General features: G+C 39.8%; 21 protein-coding genes. 14 read left to right on the plus strand and 7 right to left on the minus strand.

The window, feature by feature from the left end; genetic code table 11:
• The first annotated feature begins 109 nt into the window (after positions 1–109).
• The gene (locus MTF64_RS02110) at positions 110–529 is read left to right on the plus strand and encodes an MAPEG family protein (protein WP_004588731.1); all 420 of its coding nucleotides are present in this window, start codon (positions 110–112) and stop codon (positions 527–529) included.
• 48 nt (positions 530–577) lie between these two features.
• Here the strand turns inward: MTF64_RS02110 and MTF64_RS02115 are convergent, their stop codons facing one another.
• Positions 578–1,336 (minus strand): peptidylprolyl isomerase, encoded by a 759-nt coding sequence (locus MTF64_RS02115; protein WP_248443895.1) that lies wholly within the window; start codon positions 1,334–1,336, stop codon positions 578–580.
• Between the two features lie 296 nt (positions 1,337–1,632).
• Here MTF64_RS02115 and ushA point away from each other — a divergent pair, with 296 nt between their 5' ends.
• On the plus strand, positions 1,633–3,255 hold the full coding sequence (ushA, locus tag MTF64_RS02120; RefSeq protein ID WP_248450354.1) for a bifunctional UDP-sugar hydrolase/5'-nucleotidase UshA: 1,623 nt from the start codon (positions 1,633–1,635) through the stop codon (positions 3,253–3,255).
• 41 nt (positions 3,256–3,296) lie between these two features.
• Here ushA and MTF64_RS02125 read toward each other — a convergent pair whose 3' ends face one another.
• Positions 3,297–4,241 (minus strand): hypothetical protein, encoded by a 945-nt coding sequence (locus MTF64_RS02125; RefSeq protein ID WP_248450356.1) that lies wholly within the window; start codon positions 4,239–4,241, stop codon positions 3,297–3,299.
• Positions 4,234–5,115 (minus strand): hypothetical protein, encoded by an 882-nt coding sequence (locus tag MTF64_RS02130; protein ID WP_004588735.1) that lies wholly within the window; start codon positions 5,113–5,115, stop codon positions 4,234–4,236. The genes MTF64_RS02125 and MTF64_RS02130 overlap by 8 nt, the downstream gene beginning before the upstream one ends.
• 233 nt (positions 5,116–5,348) lie before the next feature.
• Between MTF64_RS02130 and MTF64_RS02135 the strand changes: the two genes are divergently transcribed.
• Both MTF64_RS02135 and MTF64_RS02140 read left to right on the plus strand, forming a co-directional pair.
• Positions 5,349–6,194, plus strand: coding sequence for a S1/P1 nuclease (locus MTF64_RS02135; protein WP_248450523.1), 846 nt, complete (start codon positions 5,349–5,351; stop codon positions 6,192–6,194).
• A gap of 330 nt (positions 6,195–6,524) precedes the next feature.
• A complete protein-coding gene (locus tag MTF64_RS02140) occupies positions 6,525–9,641 on the plus strand; it encodes a TonB-dependent receptor (protein WP_248450357.1) in 3,117 nt (1,038 codons plus the stop codon).
• Positions 9,642–9,764: 123 nt separating this feature from the next.
• On the opposite strand, the gene MTF64_RS02145 is transcribed toward MTF64_RS02140, so the two are convergent.
• The gene (locus tag MTF64_RS02145) at positions 9,765–10,190 is read right to left on the minus strand and encodes a MarR family transcriptional regulator (protein ID WP_064386616.1); all 426 of its coding nucleotides are present in this window, start codon (positions 10,188–10,190) and stop codon (positions 9,765–9,767) included.
• 416 nt (positions 10,191–10,606) lie between these two features.
• On the opposite strand from MTF64_RS02145, the gene hmgA reads away from it, so the two are divergent.
• Positions 10,607–11,905, plus strand: a complete 1,299-nt coding sequence (hmgA, locus tag MTF64_RS02150; RefSeq protein WP_064386615.1) for a homogentisate 1,2-dioxygenase — start codon at positions 10,607–10,609, stop codon at positions 11,903–11,905.
• 5 nt (positions 11,906–11,910) lie between these two features.
• The gene (maiA, locus tag MTF64_RS02155; protein WP_064386614.1) at positions 11,911–12,540 is read left to right on the plus strand and encodes a maleylacetoacetate isomerase; all 630 of its coding nucleotides are present in this window, start codon (positions 11,911–11,913) and stop codon (positions 12,538–12,540) included.
• Here maiA and MTF64_RS02160 read toward each other — a convergent pair.
• Positions 12,537–12,770, minus strand: a complete 234-nt coding sequence (locus tag MTF64_RS02160) for a TIGR02647 family protein (RefSeq protein ID WP_024031920.1) — start codon at positions 12,768–12,770, stop codon at positions 12,537–12,539. The genes maiA and MTF64_RS02160 overlap by 4 nt on opposite strands.
• 117 nt (positions 12,771–12,887) lie before the next feature.
• Between MTF64_RS02160 and MTF64_RS02165 the strand changes: the two genes are divergently transcribed.
• Both MTF64_RS02165 and MTF64_RS02170 read left to right on the plus strand, forming a co-directional pair.
• Positions 12,888–13,190 carry a DUF1496 domain-containing protein gene (locus MTF64_RS02165; RefSeq protein WP_004588742.1) on the plus strand — a complete coding sequence of 101 codons (303 nt, stop codon included), beginning with the start codon at positions 12,888–12,890 and terminating at the stop codon, positions 13,188–13,190.
• A gap of 54 nt (positions 13,191–13,244) precedes the next feature.
• Positions 13,245–13,553, plus strand: coding sequence for a VF530 family protein (locus MTF64_RS02170; protein WP_004588743.1), 309 nt, complete (start codon positions 13,245–13,247; stop codon positions 13,551–13,553).
• Positions 13,554–13,591: 38 nt separating this feature from the next.
• Here the strand turns inward: MTF64_RS02170 and MTF64_RS02175 are convergent, their stop codons facing one another.
• Positions 13,592–15,211: a diacylglycerol kinase family protein gene (locus MTF64_RS02175; RefSeq protein WP_248450358.1), complete on the minus strand. Its 1,620-nt coding sequence runs from the start codon at positions 15,209–15,211 to the stop codon at positions 13,592–13,594.
• A gap of 457 nt (positions 15,212–15,668) precedes the next feature.
• Here MTF64_RS02175 and MTF64_RS02180 point away from each other — a divergent pair, with 457 nt between their 5' ends.
• The 6 genes from MTF64_RS02180 to MTF64_RS02205 all read left to right on the plus strand — a co-directional run bounded on the left by MTF64_RS02180 (position 15,669) and on the right by MTF64_RS02205 (position 21,552).
• Positions 15,669–16,193, plus strand: coding sequence for a sigma-70 family RNA polymerase sigma factor (locus MTF64_RS02180; RefSeq protein ID WP_248450360.1), 525 nt, complete (start codon positions 15,669–15,671; stop codon positions 16,191–16,193).
• Complete coding sequence (locus MTF64_RS02185; protein WP_248450362.1) at positions 16,190–16,873, plus strand: anti-sigma factor; 684 nt, start codon at positions 16,190–16,192, stop codon at positions 16,871–16,873. The genes MTF64_RS02180 and MTF64_RS02185 overlap by 4 nt, the downstream gene beginning before the upstream one ends.
• Before the next feature lie 378 nt (positions 16,874–17,251).
• Positions 17,252–18,844 (plus strand): DUF4331 domain-containing protein, encoded by a 1,593-nt coding sequence (locus tag MTF64_RS02190; RefSeq protein WP_029771656.1) that lies wholly within the window; start codon positions 17,252–17,254, stop codon positions 18,842–18,844.
• A gap of 10 nt (positions 18,845–18,854) precedes the next feature.
• Positions 18,855–19,367 carry an Ig-like domain-containing protein gene (locus MTF64_RS02195; RefSeq protein WP_138579117.1) on the plus strand — a complete coding sequence of 171 codons (513 nt, stop codon included), beginning with the start codon at positions 18,855–18,857 and terminating at the stop codon, positions 19,365–19,367.
• 56 nt (positions 19,368–19,423) lie between these two features.
• Positions 19,424–20,452: a tetratricopeptide repeat protein gene (locus MTF64_RS02200; protein ID WP_248450363.1), complete on the plus strand. Its 1,029-nt coding sequence runs from the start codon at positions 19,424–19,426 to the stop codon at positions 20,450–20,452.
• Positions 20,449–21,552 carry a HupE/UreJ family protein gene (locus MTF64_RS02205; RefSeq protein ID WP_248450365.1) on the plus strand — a complete coding sequence of 368 codons (1,104 nt, stop codon included), beginning with the start codon at positions 20,449–20,451 and terminating at the stop codon, positions 21,550–21,552. Before MTF64_RS02200 ends, MTF64_RS02205 begins: the two co-directional genes overlap by 4 nt.
• Before the next feature lie 41 nt (positions 21,553–21,593).
• Here the strand turns inward: MTF64_RS02205 and MTF64_RS02210 are convergent, their stop codons facing one another.
• Complete coding sequence (locus tag MTF64_RS02210; RefSeq protein ID WP_154945473.1) at positions 21,594–22,220, minus strand: TetR/AcrR family transcriptional regulator; 627 nt, start codon at positions 22,218–22,220, stop codon at positions 21,594–21,596.
• Positions 22,221–22,286: the final 66 nt, after the last annotated feature.

Below are 22,286 nucleotides of genomic sequence, written 5' to 3' on the forward strand. Positions count from 1 at the left end.
ATTAACACTAACAATTAAGGGTTTACCACAAAATAATACTAATTTATGTAACACATTGTGAAAAACACCTGCATACTTAAAGTCAGAAAATAATAACGAAGGAAATAGGATGGAAAAAATAATAATACTCGCCATGTTTGCACAAGTAACGTTATCGCTCGTTGTAATGTTAATTATGGGCAAGCGACGCTTTGCTGCTGCAAAAAACAAACAATTACAGTTGAGCGATTTTAAAACCATGCGCCTTGATAACGCAGGCGATACCGTACGCGTAGCAGATAGAAACTTTACCAATCAGTTTGAAATACCAGTGCTTTTTTATATCGGTTGTATCGTTGCATTGCAACTTAACAGCGCTAGCTACTTAATTACTGCGCTTGCGTGCTTATTTGTTATTTCGCGTATTGTGCATACGGTTGTTCATATTGGCAGTAATAATGTAAGAATGCGCTTTAATGTTTTTTTATTAGGCTGCGCCAGTGTGTTTGCTTTATGGCTCGCGATTGTTTGGCGAATTTTAGCATTTTAGTAAAAGCGGCTTAATTAGCCGCTTTTTTATTTACTGTTTAACACATAATTAGTATTTAGCGCGTTTTAAGCGTTTACCCACACCAAGCAGTGCAATTAAGCAAAAACCAACACCCATACTCCCACCCGAACTGCTTGATGAGCCAGCCTCTGCTGATGAATCGTCCTGGCTTATTAATGTATTGGCTGTTGGGTTTAAGTTGGCCGATGAAAGCGGGTCGTCATCTAATACCACCACACTGTTAATAGTTACAAAGTTAGCGCTGCTCAGAGCGACATCGCTACTTGAGCATTGTTCACTGGTTATATCAACCAACGGGATATCGCCGCAGTGTACCAATCCAGCAATATTATCGAGCGTAGCTTGGCTTTGCGCTGTAATTTGCCCAAATACTGTAAAACCGCCATTTTGGGTATCAAGCGCTTCGCTATTATCAACCATATTAAAAAACCACTGGCTCGTTGCGCTGTTTTCATCGTTGGCTAATTTAGCCATCGCGATTGTGCCCTTCACATTAGATAAAACAGGCTCATTAACAACAGCAGGCTTGGTGGTTATTGGCACTAATTCGTCGGTAAATGTAAAGCCACCGCCTTGTATTACAAAGTCGCTGACTGAGCGGTGTATTACGGTTTGGTTATACGCGTCATCTTCAATATAACTTAGAAAGTTAGCAACCGTATTGGGGGCTTGTTGATCAAACAAGTTAAGCTCTATCACCCCGTGCGAAGTTTGCATTTCAACAATAGTGGCTTGGCTAGTAAAGCACGAAAACGCAAGTAGTGAGCCAATCAGGCACTTTTTCATTATGAGTCCTTTTTGTTATTGTTATTTAAATTAAGTGTTAATATTAATCCACACTATACGCCAAGGAAAAGCATTTAGAAGGCACAACTACAATTAATTCCCTTTTAGTTACACTTCATTACATATTCTTTTAAATAACACTCGCTGTATTCGCTTTGTGTAAAAGCATTTAATAATTTAATATTACTTTTAAAACTCGAATATAAAAAAGTATAAAATAAGTACGTTATTTATCGCTAAATTAGTTTAAACTAACCGCCTAATAAATTAAGCACACCATAATAAATGGGTATTTCATGCGTATAATTATTTTATTTTCAGTTATTTTATCTGTTATAGGTTGTACAGGCTCACCTTTAAACACCTCCTCTACTCCACAGTATATTACTGTATTACATACTAACGATAATCACGGGCGCTTTTGGCATAACGAAAAAGGTGAATATGGTATGGCGGCGCGTAAAACGTTAATTGACGCTTTACGTAACAAAGCTCAACAGCAAGGCCATGCCGTACTGCTGCTTTCTGGCGGTGATATTAACACCGGTATACCTGAGTCAGACTTACAACACGCAGAGCCTGATTTTAAGGGAATGTCGTTACTCGGTTACGATGCTATGGCAATTGGTAACCATGAATTTGATAACCCACTGAGCGTTTTAACTAAGCAGCAGCAATGGGCTACCTTTCCCTTACTGTCTGCAAATATTTTTGACAAAGCAACTGGGGAAAGCGCATTTCAAGGCTATAAAATTTTTGAAAAGGGGGGCTTAAAAATTGCGGTTATAGGACTTACCACTACAGACACCGCTAAAATAGCTAACCCACAATATATTGGCCATTTAGAATTTAAAGACCCCGTTGATGTGACAGCAGGTCTCGCTAAAAAAATTAATGAGCAATACAACCCCGATATCACTATTGCACTTACTCACATGGGCCATTATGTAGATGCAAACTTTGGGATTAATGCCCCGGGCGATGTCACACTTGCCCGCTCTTTACCCGCTAATACCTTAGATATGATTATTGGTGGTCACTCGCAAGAGCCGGTTTGTATGGCAGCTAAAAATAAAAATGACGATAACTTTAAACCCGGTCTTGCGTGTAAGCCCGATCAGCAAAACGGCACATGGATTATGCAAGCACATGAGTGGGGTAAGTATGTGGGTAAGGCAGAGTTTAAGCTAGAAAACGAAAAGCTCACCCTACTTGATTATAAATTGTTGCCAGTTAATTTATATGTTGATGAAATTCAAGCCGATGGGTCTAGTAAACAAGTATTAGCCAACGAATACATTAAACCCGATCCGACCCTAGAAGCTTTTTTAGCAAGTTACCAAGCAAAAGGCGCAAAACAAATTGCAGGTAAAATTGGCAGTGTTGATGCGCGTTTAGAGGGCGATAGAAACAAGGTACGTTACCAACAAACTAATTTAGCCCGTGTGATTATACAGGCACAAATGAATGTAGTTGGCGCCGACTTTGGCCTAATTAGTGGTGGCGGAATAAGAAGCTCTATTGAAGCTGGCGATATTAGCTATAAAGATATTTTAAAAGTACACCCGTTTAAAAATCGCATTACTTACATGGACTGGCAAGGGCGTGATTTATGGAACTACTTAGAAACAGTGACCAGCTTCCCTGTTGATGCAGGTGCCTATTTGCAATATCACAAATTAGCGTTTACCCGTAAAAATGGCAAATTAGTCAGTGTACTCATTGATGGTAAGCCACTTGATGAAAATAAAACTTACCGTATGAGTTTAAATAGCTATAACGCATCAGGTGGTGATGGTTACCCTGCTATTAATAAACTCAAAGGGTTTGTTAGCACAGATGAAACCGATGCCCAGGCACTTAAAACCTTTGTATCGCAAAATAGTCCACTTAAAGCTGCGCAGTTTGCACCTAAATAACAAAACGTTATTAAAAGATAATGTTTAAGGAAAGTAGCTGACTACTTTCCTTTTATTTCTATGTTTCCCTTTGCAATATTTATTAAACCGTAACTGTGTAAACGTGAGCGAGAGCCCTCGCCATATGCTTTAGGCGGATAATAAATGTCTTTCATATCAGGGTGTTCGTTTAAGACCTCGTCTAGGGCTGCACGAATCTCACTGAGTGTTTTTTCTAAGCTGCTATTAAAATTTGGCCGCTTGCGTATAGTATGTCCAAGCTCAATCAACCTATAAAAGTACTTATTAGCAAGCTCTATAAGCTCATCTGGCACGTATTTATTTTGATTTAGCACAACATCTTTATTATCACGACAAAAATCTATTAATGCTAAATAAAAGCATAGGGGTTTGTTAGCTAAACACACTGTAGCCTCAGGCATATAACTATTACTGAGTGTTTTAGTGTTTAAATCAATGATCAATGCCAGCTCTTTTGGTTTTCCTAAGTCAGTATCAGCGTTCAGTGAAGGGCCTTTAGCATCTACAGGCATACCTATAATAGACTTCAGCCATTTACTAAATAAAATACTCAAAACCAAAAATAACAAACAAATTAAAAATCTGTTTTCTGACCAAAACTGTGCGTTTTTCTCAAACACTAAAGAGACATGGGTAGTGCTCGACTTGAGTGTTCTTACAAACTGGTTTGGCTTTAAAGTTAAAGGCTTAGCTGATTTTGGCACAATTTTAACTAAGCGAAGATTATTGTCTAAATAGCCGTTGAGCTTTAATAAGTAGTCTTGCACTGCATGTTGGTTACCCGAGTGCTTTAAAAGCTCATTAGAGAGCGCAATTAACGGTAAATCCAGCGCAACTTGTTTTTCGGTTTCAATAACCTGGCGTTTAATAGCGTCACTCTGCTCATTAATTACAGACACATAAAACACTAAACAGTTAATAATAAAAACAGCGCAGCCAAAAAAAACATATTTATACTTATCCATTTTTAACGCTCTCATCTTTAGCTGTTACCTGCTCTGAACTGCAATCCCAGTACGATTGCGCCTCTTTGTAATAACTCAGTGTCTGCTCCTTTGACATATCAAGAATATGACGCTGTACAGCGCATAAAAGGTCTGTATTGTTTTGCTGCATTTTTAAATACCAGCGCGAACCTGAAATTTTATTACTTAAAGGGGTTATATAATTTTTTGAAAAACGAGCAGCATCACTTTCTTTCCAAAAAGACGCAATAATATCGACCTGCCCATTAGCTAATAAGTCACGAAGCTCGCTGTGCGAACTGGCGTAAGTAATATCTAAATTGGCTAAGTTAATATTTAAATCTTTAAACATTTTCTTTGGAAGTATATGGCCAGAGCGGCTTGTAGGGTAATCTAATAAGCCTATACGCTTATCTAAAAAGTATTGTTTTGTTAAGCGTGGCTTTTCTTTTGAGGAGATAAAAAATGCGGTGTAATCAGAAAAGCCCACCACAGATTGATAGTTATAAGTTAGCTCTGCATTAAAGGCATCCATTATATTATTTTTTGCAAGTACGAGGTCTGCAATCCCTTTGCCGACAAAATCGAAGCTTTCCGTTGTACTGTCACCCCAGTAACCTTTAACTGAACCGTATTGTTTCGTTACCACGGTATCAAGGCATAGAGACTCTGTAAGCTTCTCTGCCACGCTTTGCGATGGCGTAAATACAATAAGCTGATTTTTGTTTTCACTGGCTGTTGTATAACATTGTGTTGACGTTTTTATTAGTTCTGGGAAATTTATTTCATCACTTTTAACGCTCACCTTTCCAACAGACCATGCAGCAACCATAACCAGAAACAAAAGTGTAACAAACGACAGTTTATGTAACATGACCTTTCCAAACCCCATCAATAAGATGTACCTAACAACACTAAGGCTTTATTTGAACAATATTATTTACTTATTACAACAAGTAATTTTACCCATCAAAGGTAAGTTATTGATTTAATGCGATTATGAATAAGAAATAATGAATACTCTTGACTCCTTTCTATATTTAGCAAAAACAATCACAATGTTCACACCAGCTAATAGGTGAATAAAAATAAATGCAGGAAACATTGATGCGCATTAAAATTGCTACTCTCGTAGCAACAACGTTAATAATTGGTGCTGTTTTTACAACTTCTAAAGCGTATGCGTGGGGTCAAAATGGTCATCGAATTGTTGGGCATATTGCTGAGCAACATTTGAGTGATGAAACAGTGCATAACCTGTTACCACTATTAGAAGGACAATCCCTAGCTCAAATTGCTACTTGGGCAGATGAAATGCGATCTAGTCCTGAACTATTTTGGCGTAAAAAATCTTCACGCTGGCACTACATAAACCTTCCTAAAAATAAAACACTTTCTCTAAATCACGCACATACACACAGCAAAGACGATGTAACAAATATTCTAGAAGGTATTTACTTCTCTATTAATACACTTAAGTCATCTACCTCTTCCCTTAATGAAAAACAGTTTGCTTTAAAGTTTTTAGTTCACTTGGTTGGCGACAGCCATCAACCATTTCATGCTGGGCGAAGTGAAGATAGAGGCGGCAATTTAATTAAAGTTGATTTTTTTGACAACGAAACCAATTTGCATAGCCTTTGGGACACTAGATTAATAGAAAATGAAAACTTAGCTTACACTGAATACGCTAAGTTTATAGATACCGACGATGCAGCATTAATTAAAACATACTTAAACAGCAGCCCTACTACTTGGCTGATGGAATCTCACAAACTGGCCGAAGATATTTATACCTCAACCAGTGATGAAGTGAGCTATAGTTATGTTTTCAAATACAATCCGCTTGTTAAGCAGCGTTTGCAAAAAGCAGGCGTTAGGCTTGCGGGTGTATTGAACTATTTATTTGATTCGTCAGATGACAATAAAAAATTAAAAATAACGACAAAATAACAATCAACCTATAAATAAAAAACCTACACACGGGAATTAATTTATGTTTATACACTCTCTGGAGTATAGCTAAAATAATACAGCTAAAAATGTATTAATTACAAAATGTAAATAATTAATTGTAAAAGGAATTATAAAGTTTGCATTTCATAATACTGTCACATAACGGCGGTAACATAACAATAAGTAATTAATCCAAATTTAGTTAAGTATACAAGTATAAATTGTGCAAATTAATTTTGCATATTACAAGAGTATAAATTCAACAACACTGCTGACTTTATACTACTTAAAATAACAATTTAATTATAACTTTCACGGGAAATGAAAATGAAGACTAAACTTCAAAAAACAGCACTCTCACTTGCTATCGCTGCGTGTGTAAGTGTAAGTGGCGCTGCATTCGCCAACGAAACAACCTCTGCGATTAAGGGTCAAATTACCGGTCCAAACGGTAACCCAGCTCCAGGTACCAAAATAACAATTTTACACGTACCGTCTGGCTCAGTTAAAACAACAGAAGCAAACGATGCAGGTTACTTTACTGCTAAAGGCCTTCGTGTTGGTGGTCCTTACAAGGTAATCGTTGATTCTGATGTTTATGCTGATCAAGAATTTAATAACATTATCCTAAACATTGGTAACGATTACCCAGTAAATGCTGCACTTGAGCCACAATCAAGCATGGAGCAAATTGTAGTAACAGGCGCACCTATCAGCTCTATGTCTGGTGGTACTGGCCCAGCGTCTACATTTACTTTAACTGATCTTGAAAACACGCCTGCTATTAACCGTGATTTAAAAGATATCATTCGTATTGACCCGCGTATCACAATTGATGATAGCCGCGGTTCAATCAACTGTGGTGGTGGTAACCCTCGTTACAACAGCTTAACGCTAGATGGCGTTCGTATGAACGATAACTTTGGTTTAAGCTCTAACGGTTACCCTACTATTCGTGCCCCTTTCTCGTTTGATTCAATTGAGCAAGTTTCAGCTGAGCTAGCACCATTTGACGTACAGTACGGTGGTTTTACCTCATGTAACATTAATGCGGTAACAAAATCTGGTGGTAATGAAGTTCACGGTGGCATCTTCTACGATTTCACAAGTGATTCATTCAAAGGCGACGAAATTGAAGGCGAAGACGTTGATAACGGTAACTACACCGAAAAACGTTACGGCTTTAACGTTGGCTTACCGTTAATCGAAGATAAACTATTTTTATTCACTTCATATGAAAAACTTGAAGGTGTTCAACAGTTTAACTACGACGGTTTAAGCAGCGGCAGTGTAACTGCAGATGATATTGCTCGTATTACAAGTGTAGCTCAATCTGTATATGGTTATGACGTAGGCGGTATGCCTTCAAGTATGCCGGTTGAAGATGAAAAAATCTTAGTTAAATTAGATTGGAACATCAACGAAGATCACCGTGCAAACTTAATCTATAACTACAACGATGGTAATACGGTTTCACAGTCTGATACTGGTTCTAGCCGTGTTTCATTATCTAACCACTTTTACGACCAAAGTGCAGAATTCACATCAATTATTGGTTCTGTTTACTCAGATTGGTCAGATGACTTTTCAACTGAAGTTCGTATTGGTAAATCAGAACTAGATGCAACTGTACAGTCACTTGATGCTGCTAGCAGCTTTGGCGAAATGCAAATTCGTACAGAAGATGGTGGTACGGTTTACATTGGTCCAGATGACTCTCGTCAATCAAATGATTTAGATTACGATACCACTACATTTAAAGTAGCGGGTACTTACTACCTTGACCAACACACAATTACTGCTGGTTATGAGTTTGAAGAGTTAGACGTATTTAACTTATTCGTACAGCATACTGAAGGTGAATATCGTTTTGATTCAATCGATGATTTTGAAGACGGCTTAGCTGACCGTGTTTACTACAATAATGCTGCAGCGACTAACGATCCAAACGATGCAGCTGCAAGCTTTTCATACGCTCAGCATACGTTTTATGTACAAGATGAATACGCATTTACAGACTTAGATGCAAACATCACGTTTGGTTTACGTTACGATAAATACACAAGTGATGACGTACCTAACTTCAACCAAAACTTTACTGACCGCTACGGCTTTAGTAACCAAAGCACGTTCGATGGTATTGATTTACTTCAACCACGTGTTGGCTTCCAGTGGTATGCAACAGACGAATTAGAAGTACGCGCCGGTGTTGGCTTATTCTCTGGTGGTAACCCAAATGTGTGGTTATCTAACTCTTACTCTAACGATGGTATTACAAACATCGGTACATTCCGCAGCCCAGTTGATTTATTCAATACGCCAAACGTAAATGGCGGCGCGCCTGGTTTTGAAGTACCGCAAGAGATGTTTGATGAAGTTGCTAACACTGTTATCGGCTCGGGTGATTCAGCAACAAACGCTGTTGACCCAGATTTTGAAATTCCTTCAGAGTGGAAATACTCAATTGGTGCAACATACACAACTGAAAACGAGTATGTAATTTCACTTGATTACTTATACTCTAAGAAGAAAGATGCTGCCTTAATGCGTGACATCGCACTTCAGGATTCGGGCGAAACTACATTTGATGGTCGCCCTCTTTACGAGTCTATTGAAGGCCGCTCTGGTGAGTACCTTCTTACAAATGTAAGTGGCGATAGCGGTGATTCATCGGTTATTTCATTAGCAGTAAGCAAAATGTTTGATAATGGCGTAAGCGTTAATTTTGGTTACGCGTACACAGATTCAGACGATGTTAACCCAATGACAAGCTCTGTTGCTGGCTCAAACTACGGTAACATTGCGCTAACTGATCCTGGTAACCCTGGTGTTGCATCATCTGATTACGAAATTCCACATCGTTTTACTATGACGCTTGGCTACTCTCATGAATTTGTAGATGGTTTTGCTACTCGCTTTAACCTATACGGTGAAGCATACAAAGGCTTACCATACAGCTACACGTTTGATGGTAGCGATAGTAAATTCGGGGATAGCAACTGGAACGGGAGTCGTCAGTTACTTTACGTACCACTTGAAAACGATCCTAACGTTGTTTACAACATGAGCGCTGATGAAATTAACGCGTTTAACGATTTTATCGCGTCTAACGGTTTAGAGCGTGGTGAAATCACTGGCCGTAATGCTGAAAACTCAGATTGGTTTGTTAAATTTAACTTTAAAGTTACTCAAGAATTACCAGGCTTTATGGATGGCCATAAAGGTGAAGCGTTCTTCGTAATTGATAACTTAACTAACCTATTAAACGATGATTGGGGCGTACTTAAAAAAGGTCCTTTCGTTGGCGCTAGCATGATCAAAACCACGATTGATGAGCAAGGCCGTTACGTTTACTCAGGCTTTAATGAAAACAACGCAAATACATCAGTACAATCTGATGCGTCATTATGGCAAATGCGTGTAGGTGTTCGTTACACTTTCTAATCGCATTAGCGTAAAAAACGACTAATTAAAGCCCATCTTTTGATGGGCTTTTTTTTACCAACCAGCTTAATTAAATGATCTATTTATCCCCTCAAAATGATTAAGTATTATTGCGGATTGATTTTATAAGGCACCTTTAAGCTCTTTTAGTAAATTTAGCAATTGGACTTGTTGCTGCTTACTAAATTTTTCAGCTAATTGCCCTTCCCAATTTTGTGAATCACATGCTATGAGCTTGTAAATTGCATTGCCCTGCTCATTCAACATAACCTGCGTCACTCGCTTATCTTGCTGATTTAGTTGTGCTTCAACATACCCTCTTTGCAGCAATGATTTTATAACTCGCGAAACCGTTGACTTGTCCATATTGGCCTGAGTACATAAATCTTTTGCATTGCTTTTGCCATATTGTGCTAAGTTTGCCAACACCCGCCATTGAGGGATGGTTAAGTTGTATTTTTGCTGATAAACACGCGCAAAATCATCGCTTATGAGATTTGCCATTTGGTTCAACTGATAGGGCAAAAACTGCTCTAGATCTATTTCCATTATTACTTTCTCATCGCATTTACACACTGTGAAAACTGTGCATTTTTATTTACAGGCTAAAACATGCGCCCATTTGAAATTACTCTCACTTGAGAGTACTTTAAACTAATTAGGGCCTGTTGACCTTTCAGGATTGAAATTTGTTCAATCTAGGGGCCATTTAATCGCGGCGCGAGGTTTGTAACCTAGTGGGCTAAGTAAAAAACCGAGCAACAAAGAGTAAATGGCCTCTAGGCAGAACCCTTCGGGCAGCGCCTGTTTGGCATTTATGCTACGTTATGGCCTATTTATGGGGAACAACCACACAGCATAGGCTCTGCCTTGCCTAATTCCCAAACAGACTGCTATAAATTCAACCTCGAAAGATAAACAGGCCCTAGAAAAATAAAACAATGTCACTCTCACAGGATCTAAATATGGCCAGCGAAATAAACTACATGAGCGGTTTTGGCAATGAGTTTGAAACCGAAGCGCTATCCGGTGCATTGCCTGTTGGGCAATTTACCCCACAAAAGGTGAAGTACAATTTATACACCGAGCAATTTAGCAGCACGGCCTTTACCGCCCCGCGAGCCGCTAATCGTCGCACGTGGCTGTACCGCCTTCGCCCATCGGTTGTACAAGGTGAATACACCGCTATAGATAACGCTCTAATAAGAACAGCGCCTATAACTGAAGCAATTACGCCCCCTACAATGATGCGCTGGAGCCCTATTGATATTCCCACACAGCCCACTGATTTTATTGATGGCTTAATTACAATGGCTGCAAATGGCAGTGCCAATGGACAAACCGGTATGGGTATTCATGTTTATGTTGCTAACAGTTCTATGCAAGAGCGTTATTTTTGTAATGCCGATGGTGAGCTGTTGTTTGTGCCTCAGCATGGCGAACTGTTATTACACACCGAATGTGGAAAGCTCACAGTAAAGCCGGGGGAAATTGCCGTCATTCCTCGCGGGATTAAATTCTCGGTTGATTTAATTGATGAAACCGCACGTGGCTACATTTGTGAAAACTATGGTCACGCATTTGAACTTGCCGAGCGCGGCCCCGTCGGGGCAAATGGCTATGCCAACGACAGAGACTTTAAATACCCTGTCGCTGCATTTGAAGATAAAGAAGGTAGCTTTGAATTAGTCACTAAATTTAACGGTCATTTATTTAGTTGCCCTATTACACACTCGCCTTTTGATGTAGTTGCTTGGACCGGTAACAGCGCACCGTACAAATACGACTTAGCACGTTTTAATGTTATTAATACCGTGAGTTTTGACCACCCAGATCCTTCTATATTTACTGTACTTACCTCCCCTTCAGCCACTGAAGGCATGGCAAATGTAGATTTTGTAATTTTTCCACCGCGTTGGATGGTGGCAGAGAATACATTTAGACCTCCTTACTATCATCGCAATATTATGAGTGAGTTTATGGGCTTAATAGAAGGGGTTTACGATGCAAAAGAGCACGGGTTTATACCAGGAGGCGCTAGTTTGCATAATTGTATGTCGCCACATGGGCCTGAAGCCGAGGTATTCGAAAAAGCATCTAACGCTGAGCTTGCACCGCAAAAATACGAGAACACGTTGGCCTTTATGTTCGAGTCTCGTTACATAATATCGCCCACTAAATATGCCCTTGAAGGAAAAGAGCGCCAAACTAATTACACTCAGTGCTGGCGTAGTATCACAAAACATTTTACAGGCGAGGAATAATAACAATGAAACTATACAGCTACTTTCGCTCATCTGCCGCATACCGTGTACGCATAGCACTTAATTTAAAAGGCATTGAGCATGATATGCAATTCGTTAATTTACTTAAATCTGAACAGCTAGCGCAGCCTTACTTAGATAAAAATGTGCAAGGTTTACTTCCTGCTCTTGAAACGGACGAAGGCGTATTAGCGCAATCACTCGCTATTTTAGAGTGGTTAGATGAAAGCTATCCGCAAACGCCGTTAATTTATGGCACTGCATGGCAAAAAGCGCAAATTCGTAATATTAGCTATGCAGTGGCATGTGATATTCATCCAGTAAATAATTTACGAGTGCTGAAGTATTTAAGCAACGAATTGGAGGTAGACGAGCAAGCTAAAGCTGCCTGGTATAGGCATTGGGTAGAGCTTGGATTTGAAAAAATTGAATTGATGCTAAGTGAAAACAATGAGTTTTGCGTAGGCAATACACCCACTCTCGCTGATATATGCTTAGTGCCACAGGTATTTAATGCGTTGCGTTTTAATGTAGATATGGCTGCGTATCCAAAAATTGCAGCCATTTATGCACGTTGTAATGCATTACCCGCTTTTAGTGACGCCGCGCCGCAAAATCAGCGCGATGCAGTTTAACTTTTTAATGCGCAGTGAATAACACTCACGTGCTCTATTAAATCAAGGCCCAGTTCGGTTAAATAGCCGCCATCTGGGCTGTCTATCACGCCTTTATCAAACAACCTTTGCGCCGCGCTTAATAAACTTGGTTCAGCATCCGAATGTAACTTAATCCCTTGCATTTTGCTCTCACGTGGAAATTTAGCTAATAACGTAAATTCATCTATCATTGTTTGATTAAATTGCATGTGTTCACCTTTTTATAATTGTGTGTTTAAGTCAGTGTTGTTTAACGCTATTACTTACCCTAGCATGTTTTTTAATCGTGTGTACTATTTTTAAACTATCAAAATTCGAGGTCGCTCATGCGTCATATTATGGTTTTATTTATTTTTTTAATTGCGTTCACTTTGGCCCCTAGCAGTTATGCAAAAACAGTCAAAACCCATTCTATTATTGACGCTAATGAGATTATTAATAATGGTGATATTTGTTGGTACGACAACAAACGTTATAGTGAAGGCGCGCTGGTACAAGTACATTCTTTTACCTTAGTGTGCGCTGCTAATAACCCGCAGCATAATAACAGTGAGCTAATTTGGCTAAAATTAGATAAAAAAGGCAATATTGTTTATCCCACAAAGCCTAAAACCATTACGGTCAATTAGCGCTAAAAGAGGATTTACGCTACAATGCGCACAGTTTAAATAAGTAGTATGGCTATGGATAATCAACCAAAAAATCCTCTTCATGGGGTAACGTTAGAACAAATTTTAGTAGAGCTTGAGCAGCGCTTAGGGTTTAAAGCCATGGGCGAGCAAGTAAACATTAAGTGTTTTACCGACTCACCGAGTATTAAATCAAGCTTAAAATTTTTACGTAAAACCCCTTGGGCTCGCGATAAAGTTGAAGCTCTCTACTTACATACGTTAAGTAACAAGCCGCTGCGTAAACCCAAAAGCGCTCAGCGCCCTAAACCTGCCAGCCAAAGCGACAGCAGTGGGTTTGTTTGGCCAAGCATTAAAAAGTAACACACAAAAATGCACGTTAAATACGTGCATTTTGTATTTTATAACTCCTTACTAATTACATTTAACGAGGCGGGGTCAACTGTAATAGTAAGCGTATCCGCTGTTTTAATTTCACCATCGAGTACATACTTAATTTCTTCGTCTGCGGTTATCGTTACTTTTTTAGCGTTGGTATGATGCGAGCTAATTGCTAAATGCGTTTGTGTAATACTACTAAACATAAGTTCAGCAATGCTTAACACGCGAGTGGTGTTTTCATCACTAGGTAGCAGCCAATTAATGTCTAATAGGCCATCTTCGTGATCGGGCTGACCACCTCCTTGAGCTAATAACGTAGTAAATGGCGCAGCATTAGCCACAATAAAGCTATTTGTATTTACCTCCTGCGTTTGATTATCATCAAGGGTGACATAAAGGGTTTGCGCTTTTTGCTCACTAAATGCCTGAAAAAAACCACTTAAATAGGCAAGCTGACCCGATTCGTTTTTTGAGTCTCTATCTGCTTTTTCTACCATTGATTGCTCATAACCAATCCCAGCTAACAACAGCATAAGCTCGTCATTACAATAGGCCGTATCAATTGTTTGGGTTTGCCCATCAATAATAAGATCGCAGGCCTGCTCAACAGGAATGATTTTAGAGCTAATCCCCATAAGCACATGCGCTAATGCATTGGCTGTGCCCATTGGGATAATACCCAGCTTGCACTGAGTGTTTACCAACACACTTGCTACTTCTGTCACGGTTCCATCGCCGCCACAGGCAATTATTATATCTGGCTTATCTTTAATGGCTTGTTTAGCAAGCTCAATACCGTCTATTTCTTTGGTGGTGGTTAATACTTCTAAATCATAATACGCCGACAACCTAGCCACTATTAAATGCTCTTTTTCTTGCCACATTTTGGTACCCGATACAGGGTTTGCAATAATAACGGCTTTGTTTTTAATAACTAGCTCGCCCTTTTTATGTCGCTTTGCTAAATGACGAAGCTGATGCTTATTAAGATTTGCGGTTTCGCGGGTTTCTTTTATTTGCGCGAGCACTTGGTGAACATCGGCGTTTTTATCTTGGCTCAGTAAATACGCTGCCATAACAAATACCGAACGCCCTCTGCCCAGTGCACAGTGAACTACCACGCGGCGGTCTTCTTTAATATGATGATGTATCCAGTTAATGGCTTGGTTTAATTGCGAATGGGTAGGCACACTATGATCAAGCACCGGAATATTTAAATAGCTAATATTTTCTTGTGTAGAGCTCCATTCTAAGCCATCAAACTCACACGTGACATCTAATATTGCCGTTATGCCGTTTTCTTTTAACGTATCAATATCAGAGGGGAACAATCGGCATGCTAAAAATAAATGGTCGTTAATTTTTTGAATGGGAGGGACTTTATCGTGCTTGCGAGAATACGCATTGTAAATTTGAACACCCAGTAAAAAAGGCACAAATGCCCAGCGGATATAAAATGGGATGACACCATTTTCACGCTTTCTAAAAATTTTCGCCAAATTAAAAATGTAAGCACCACTGACAAGAATTAACGACAATGCACTCCAGTAAAATACCACTGCAAAATATACCGAGTTAACCTCCCACCCTATAAATATAAAAATTAACGCTAAAATTAAATAACTCGTTGCAGCCCACATATTTTCTCCTTTATTTTTACTGTTTTGGCACATTTTTTTACAGCTGTGTATAAGTGTAGTAGCAATTTACACGCCAACAAAAGTTGTTTTTTAGGAACAAAAACAACACTAAGTAACTGATATAAAATAAATAAAAGTAGCTAGCTTTAGCTGTATTCGCATATTAGGCGCTTTTTACACAGTAATCGGTCATTTTTTCTCACTACTCAAAGGTAACTGTTTATATTTAAAACTTGTTTCAATGTGTACAGCAGCTAATATAAATGTCAGCTTAAAAGTTTTTGCATCCAATCACTCTTTTCACACGTTTATTGAGAGTGTGTTTATCTTTATTTGTTAAATTTATAACAGCCTGTTTAGTCTCTATTTCAAAGCGATTAAGTTGCCCTTAAATAAAACAATTGTTAATTCACGAAGCTCAACACACCTCGGTAATAATAAAAACAACAGGAACCTTATGGAAAACGACAATTTACCTCCCCTTTTGTGTAAAACAGCACAGGGTAACAAAGCCGCGTTTGCTGACTTGTATCAGCAAACAAGCGCAAAGCTTTTTGCGATTAGTTTAAATATGCTTTCAAACCGCGCGCACGCAGAAGAAGTACTGCAAGAGGCATTTATAAAAATTTGGCATAACGCGTCAGAGTACAACTCATCTAAAGGCACAGTTATTAGCTGGATGATAAGCATTGTGAGATACCGCAGCTTAGATGCATTGCGTTATCACAAGGTAAGAAAAGAGCAGGCAATGGGTGATGATGAATACGACGAACAAGCAGTCGATGTTAGTTACGACGAACAAACCAAACTTGTTAATTGTATTGAGCAACTTGATCCCCAACAAAAACAAGCCATTCATTTAGCCTATTACAAAGGGCTAAGCCATGGTGAGTTAGTCAATCACATAGAAACGCCCTTAGGCACAGTTAAAAGCTGGATCAGGCGTGGTTTGCAGCAGTTGCAGAGGTGTTTAACATTATGAATTATAATAAACCAGAATTACTTGATGCTTTAGCAGGGCAGTATGTATTAGGTACTTTAAAAGGCCTGGCACGAAAACGTTTTCAACGCTTAATGCTCAGCTTACCGCAAGCCCGAGAAGCCACTATAATGTGGGAGCAAAATTTAAATGATTTAGCCAGTGCAATTACGCCTCAAACACCCAGCGCGCAAGTGTGGCAGAATATTTTAAATACATTAGAACACACCAACCAACCCGCTAAAACGGTGATCAAACCAGCTACATCGCTGTGGCGCAATTGGTCATTTATAGCTACAGCTGCCTGTATTATCTTAGCATTTTTGGTTATTCAGCCCACAACTCAGCCCCAATACAGCCAACAAATTGCTTTAGTACAAAATCAAGATAAGCAATCACTGTGGTTTATTAACGTAGATGAGCAAACATTATCGGTTAAAGCCAGTGATAAACTCGTTGCGCAAACCGATAAAGACTACGAGCTGTGGATGATTTTAAAAGGGCAAGACACGCCAATTTCGTTGGGTCTACTGCCTAAAAACGGTGAAAAACAGTTACTCAAAGGCACGCGCTTTAAAGCGCAAGATATTGCCCTACTCGCTGTTAGCTTAGAGCCTTTAGGTGGCTCGCCAAACGGCCTACCAACACAAGTACTGTACACGACAGATTTAGTTATTTTATAACTTAATAAACGCAACTGGTTGGTCAAACTTTGTTTGGCCAACCTTTTTATTTACCTTGGGGTCTAGCGCCTTTTAACCATTAATATTTGATTAAACTAAAGTAGGCTTAATCGCACTGCGATGTTTATCATATTGTGTGCTCAATACCTGCTGCGTTATTTTAATTGCATACCCCCCCTGTAATGAGTATATAACCAAACCGCTTCAGCCTCTTTATCACTTCATTATCTAAATATAAAACAGCCTGCTGAAAATTTAATCTTGAACGTTAAACACCCCTTTATTAACAAAATAAAAAAATATTTAACTTTTTTGCATCCATTGTGCTTTTTGCTTCGTTATTAGTTATGACTCCAATCAAAACTAAAGGAAAAAGTCATGAAAGCTTTAACTCCATCTATACTCGCAGTAGTAGTATGCAGTACCTTAGTAAGCACCTCTAGCGAGGCATCAAGTCATCGTGAAGCGCCGAACATTAGCCGCTTTCCAACCTTAGACTCTACCGACTTTTACGTATTTAATAGTTATGAAGCAGGCAGAGACGACTACGTTACGTTTATTGCCAACTATATTCCTCTACAAGATGCCTACGGCGGCCCTAACTACTTTGCTATGGACCCAGATGCAACCTACAGTATTCATATTGATAACGACGGTGATGCAGTTGAGGATATTACTTTTGCCTTTAATTTTACCAGTATGCTGCCAAACGATAATCAAGGTGTGCAATTAACCGTTGGCCCAGAAGATAATCAGCGTACTGTATCTGTACCTCTTAAAAACGTTGGTGGTGTAGCAGCAGGTGATGATAGCGCCGCTAATTTTAGCGAGTCATACACTCTCAGCATGATAAGCGGTCCACAACGCACGGGTACCAGTACAGCATTAAGTAATACCACCACCAGTTCAACCACGTTTAATAAACCGCTTGATTATATTGGTGACAAAACATTTGGTTCAATGGCTGATTACCAAACCTATGCAGATCAGTTTGTTTATCAAGTTTCGGTACCAGGCTGTGACAGTATGGCCAAAGTATTTGTTGGTCAGCGCAAAGACCCATTTGTCGTTAACTTAGGTAAAACATTCGATTTAGTAAATTACGTTCCCGTTGAAGGTGATAGTGCGCCAGGTGCTGGGGATGGCGGTGGTTTCCCTGGAGGGATTACACAAAGCAGTGAGAATGACGACCTCGTAGATAAAAACGTTACCTCAATTGCAGTTGAAATGCCTAAAAGCTGTATTGTAGGTGAAGGCAACGGCGTAATTGGTTCATGGACAACAGCGAGCCTACCTCAAGCACGCATTTTAAACCCTAACGCTAAATTTGCAGATAACGCGGTAAATGGCGGTGCATTAACGCAGGTTTCACGCTTAGGTAATCCATTAGTTAATGAGCTAGTTATTGGTATTAAAGACAAAGATACCTTCTCAACGGCTCATCCTAAAGACGATGCACAGTTTTTAGATTACGTTTCGCACCCGTCTTTACCAGAGCTGTTAAATATTTTATTTAAAGATGCAGTAAATACCACACTTGGTGCTAATTTAGAAACTCTTGCTCCAACTAACTTTCCACGTACTGATTTAATCACCGCATTTTTAACTGGTTTTGCAGGGGTAAACCAACAAGCCACCGTAACGCCATCAGAAATGCTACGTTTAAATACTGCAATTGCAGCCACAGCACAAACTGATCAGTCTGCATTTGGTGTAGCCGGTGATGATTTAGCAGGTTTTCCAAACGGGCGCCGTCCAGGTGACGATGTCGTTGATATTGCACTTCGCGTGGTAATGGGGCGTTTATGTCACCCTATTCCTGTAAATGGTGAAGACACCGACTTAGGTCTATGTACACCAGAGGATGCTGATGTAGGTACAGTGCCATTCACTGATGGTGCTCCAGTTGATGCGAGCATGATGGATGCCACTTTCCCATACTTAGCCACCCCACTTGCAGGCTCTAAATAAGGAGTAACGTATGCGTAATTTAAACCTTACCCATAGCAGTATATTGTTATGCGCTTTGGCACTAGGCGCGTGTAGCAGTGATGATGATAACAAACAACCCACACCGGTTGTAAATTCTGCGCCCAATGCTAGTGATGCAATGTTAACCACACAAACAGAGGTTGAAATTAACGACATGTTAGTGGCAACCGATGCTGATGGCGATACATTAACATACACATTAACTTCGCAGCCGACATTAGGTAACGCTGTAGTAAATAGCGATGGCAGCTTTACCTATACCCCAAACAAAGAAGCAACCGGTAGCGACAGCTTTATGTTTGGTGTATCAGACGGTGTTAACCAGCAAGTGACTGCAGCGGTAAATATAACCATTGAAGCACTGCAAGTGGACTTTGCACAATTTGCAAGCGATGCATTTAATCAAAGCCCCACTGCGCAACCGCTATCTACCAACGGACGTGTCTTTATCAATACAGACACAGACGTAAGCGGTATTTCATCGGGCGCTTCTGGTAACTAACTCAGTAAGTAAATTAAGCTGATGGCCATGGATGGCTTTTTTAAGAGGATAAAACAATGCGCAGTCATTATAAAAAAATGCTCTTTGTTTTTTGCGCTGCACTGTGTGTAAATAACGTGCTTGCAAAACCAATTACCCCAAAAGATAACGCAATTATTGCCTCAAGCAATGCAACATTAAGTGCTAATTTAACCCTGGAGCAACTCACTGCGCTGGTGCTAAATAGCCAATACATAGGCCAAACAGAGCGCTATCAAGGTGTATTAAAAAAACGCTTAAAAAATCTATATACCGCTTCTGCGACTGCACAAAGCGGTTATTTATATGCACGGGTACTTCAAAAGGAGCATGCGTTTTCTCGTGCCATAGACGTTGCTAATAACGTATTAAAAACCCAGCCAGATCATGTAAACACCCATTTATTACTCGCTAATATGTTGATGACACAAGGCAAATTTGAACAAGCTAAGCGCCATTGCGTGGCATTAATTGGTAACACCAGCCTATTAACGGCCAGCACGTGTGTGCTAGATGTACAAAGCCAACAGGGCAAACTGAGTGAAAGTTATCACGCGTTAGTTAAGCTTACGCAAAACAAAAACAGCAGCTTAACGACAAAACATGTGCTCAGCGAAATGGCGTTTAGACTCAATAAATTCACCCGTGCGCAGCAGCATATAAATAATATTGATTTAAACACAGCCCCGGTGAGCCTTATTGTGCTGTGGGCCGATATTCAACTGCAGCAAAACAACCCTGAAAAAGTGCTTAATACACTCGGTAAACTTGCCAATAGCCACTCATCGCTTGAAGACGCTATTTTGCTCAAGTTAGCCATAGCTGAAAAACGTAGTAATAAGCACACTAATACGGTGTGGCAACCGCTCATGCAACAGCGCGTAAGATTACGTGAACAACGCCAAGATACCTTCCATGCCAACGACTTAGCTAACTACTATATTCATGTACAAGCAAACCAAGCCAAGGCACAATACTGGGCAAATATAAATTGGCAGCAAGCAAAAATGAGTACAGATAAACACTTACTAAGCCAAGCAAATACGATGGTTAGGGATTCTTTATGAGTAAAATAAACGCGTTATTTGTTTTATTTATAGTTGCGCTATTTGCCAACTTTAGCGTGCAAGCACATCAGTTGAGCACAAGCTACATTTCACTGGATAATACCAACAACGAAAAGCAATACACAGGCACCTGGCAAATAAATATTAGCGATTTAGAACAACAAGTTGCGCTTGATGTTAACCAAGACACCCAAATAAGCTGGGGCGAATTAAAATCACAAAAGACGGCTATTAATCGCTATGCCAAAAATACTCTATCGGTTTTACAAAATGAGCAAACTTGCCCATTAACAATTACCGATAACTACCAATTAGATAATCATTTTAATGAAGCATATTTAGTGTTGCCGCTAGTTTTTAGCTGTAACACTGATGCAGATGTAACGTTAACGTACCGCGCTTTTTTTAACCAAGACGCAAACCACAAAGTTATTGTAAATGTAAATCAGGTTTCGCGGGTTTTCACTATAGATGAGCAACAGCACACTTTTACCACTGAGCAATCGAGTTATTTAACGACTTTTAACCAATATGTTTATCAAGGCGTGTTGCATATTTGGATTGGCATTGACCATATTTTATTTTTAATCGCACTACTTTTAACCTGCGTTTTAACACGCACTGAAAGTCACTGGCAGGCAATAGCAAGTAAAAAGCACATTATTAAGCACACTGCGTGGATTGTGACTGCGTTTACCCTTGCGCATTCACTTACCCTTACTGCTACGGCTCTTAATCTTGTTTCGCCAAGTAGCCGCTGGGTAGAGCTAGGTATTGCAATCTCGGTATTATTTGCGGCTGTAAACAATGTATGGCCGGTTATATTACGCCTTGGCTGGCTTACTTTTGCGTTTGGTTTGTTACATGGAATGGGCTTTGCCAGTGTACTGGGTGAGCTTGGGCTCTCGAGCGATTATCAATTGCTCAGCATTTTAGCGTTTAACTTAGGCGTAGAGCTTGGGCAGCTGAGTATACTGTGTATTGCACTACCGGTGTTACTAACCATGCGCAATAAACCTATTTACATAAAATGGGTGATGCCAATTGGCTCCCTTGCTATCGCTGCAATGGCACTATTGTGGTGCATAGAGCGTATTTAGCATTAAAAAGCGAGTCGTTTGACTCGCTTTTTAGTTTTCTATTACTTGGTTTTATCAAACGGCATGAGCAAGGTTTTCATCGCAGGCCTTAGCGCGATTAACACCGTTTCTTCGGTGAGCTCAGGGTAGAGCATCTTACGAAGCAGTAACCCCGCCATCATCGAAAAAATAACGTTAATGCGGCTTTCAAGTTCGTGTTCATCAGTGTCTTTAAGTGCACTACGTTCACTGGTGAGCAATTGACGCATGCGCCCCCGTGCTTGAATATCCATATCTCGTAAAAGCGAGGCCACTTTACTATTGCGACCCGCTTCCGCCATCATGTCTAAATCAACCACACAGGCACCGGTATCCATATGCCTTTGTACACCAATGTTTAAGCCATCTATAAGCGCTTGCAGAACATCACCAGGGTGATCTTCAAACTCCTGAAAGATAGAAAACATTTCTTCCATGTCTTTAGCAATAATACTTTCAATTATTGCCTCTTTGCTTTCAAAGTAGTTATATATATGCCCAGCGCTCATGCCTGCCGTACGGGATATTTCGGCCATGCCTGCGCCATGATATCCCTTGCGTTTAAAACACTCTGAGGCAGCACTAAGCACCTGCTCTCGCCTAGCTTGTGCTAATGCTGGGTCTGTATGCCTTTTAGCTTTCGTGCTCATAACCCTACTCCGGTATTAAGCGCATATTTAATACAGCGTAAGCTCATTGCATAGCTTAACTTAACA

The organism is Pseudoalteromonas sp. 2CM41L (assembly GCF_023161905.1).
Classification (GTDB): Bacteria; Pseudomonadota; Gammaproteobacteria; order Enterobacterales; family Alteromonadaceae; genus Pseudoalteromonas; species Pseudoalteromonas atlantica.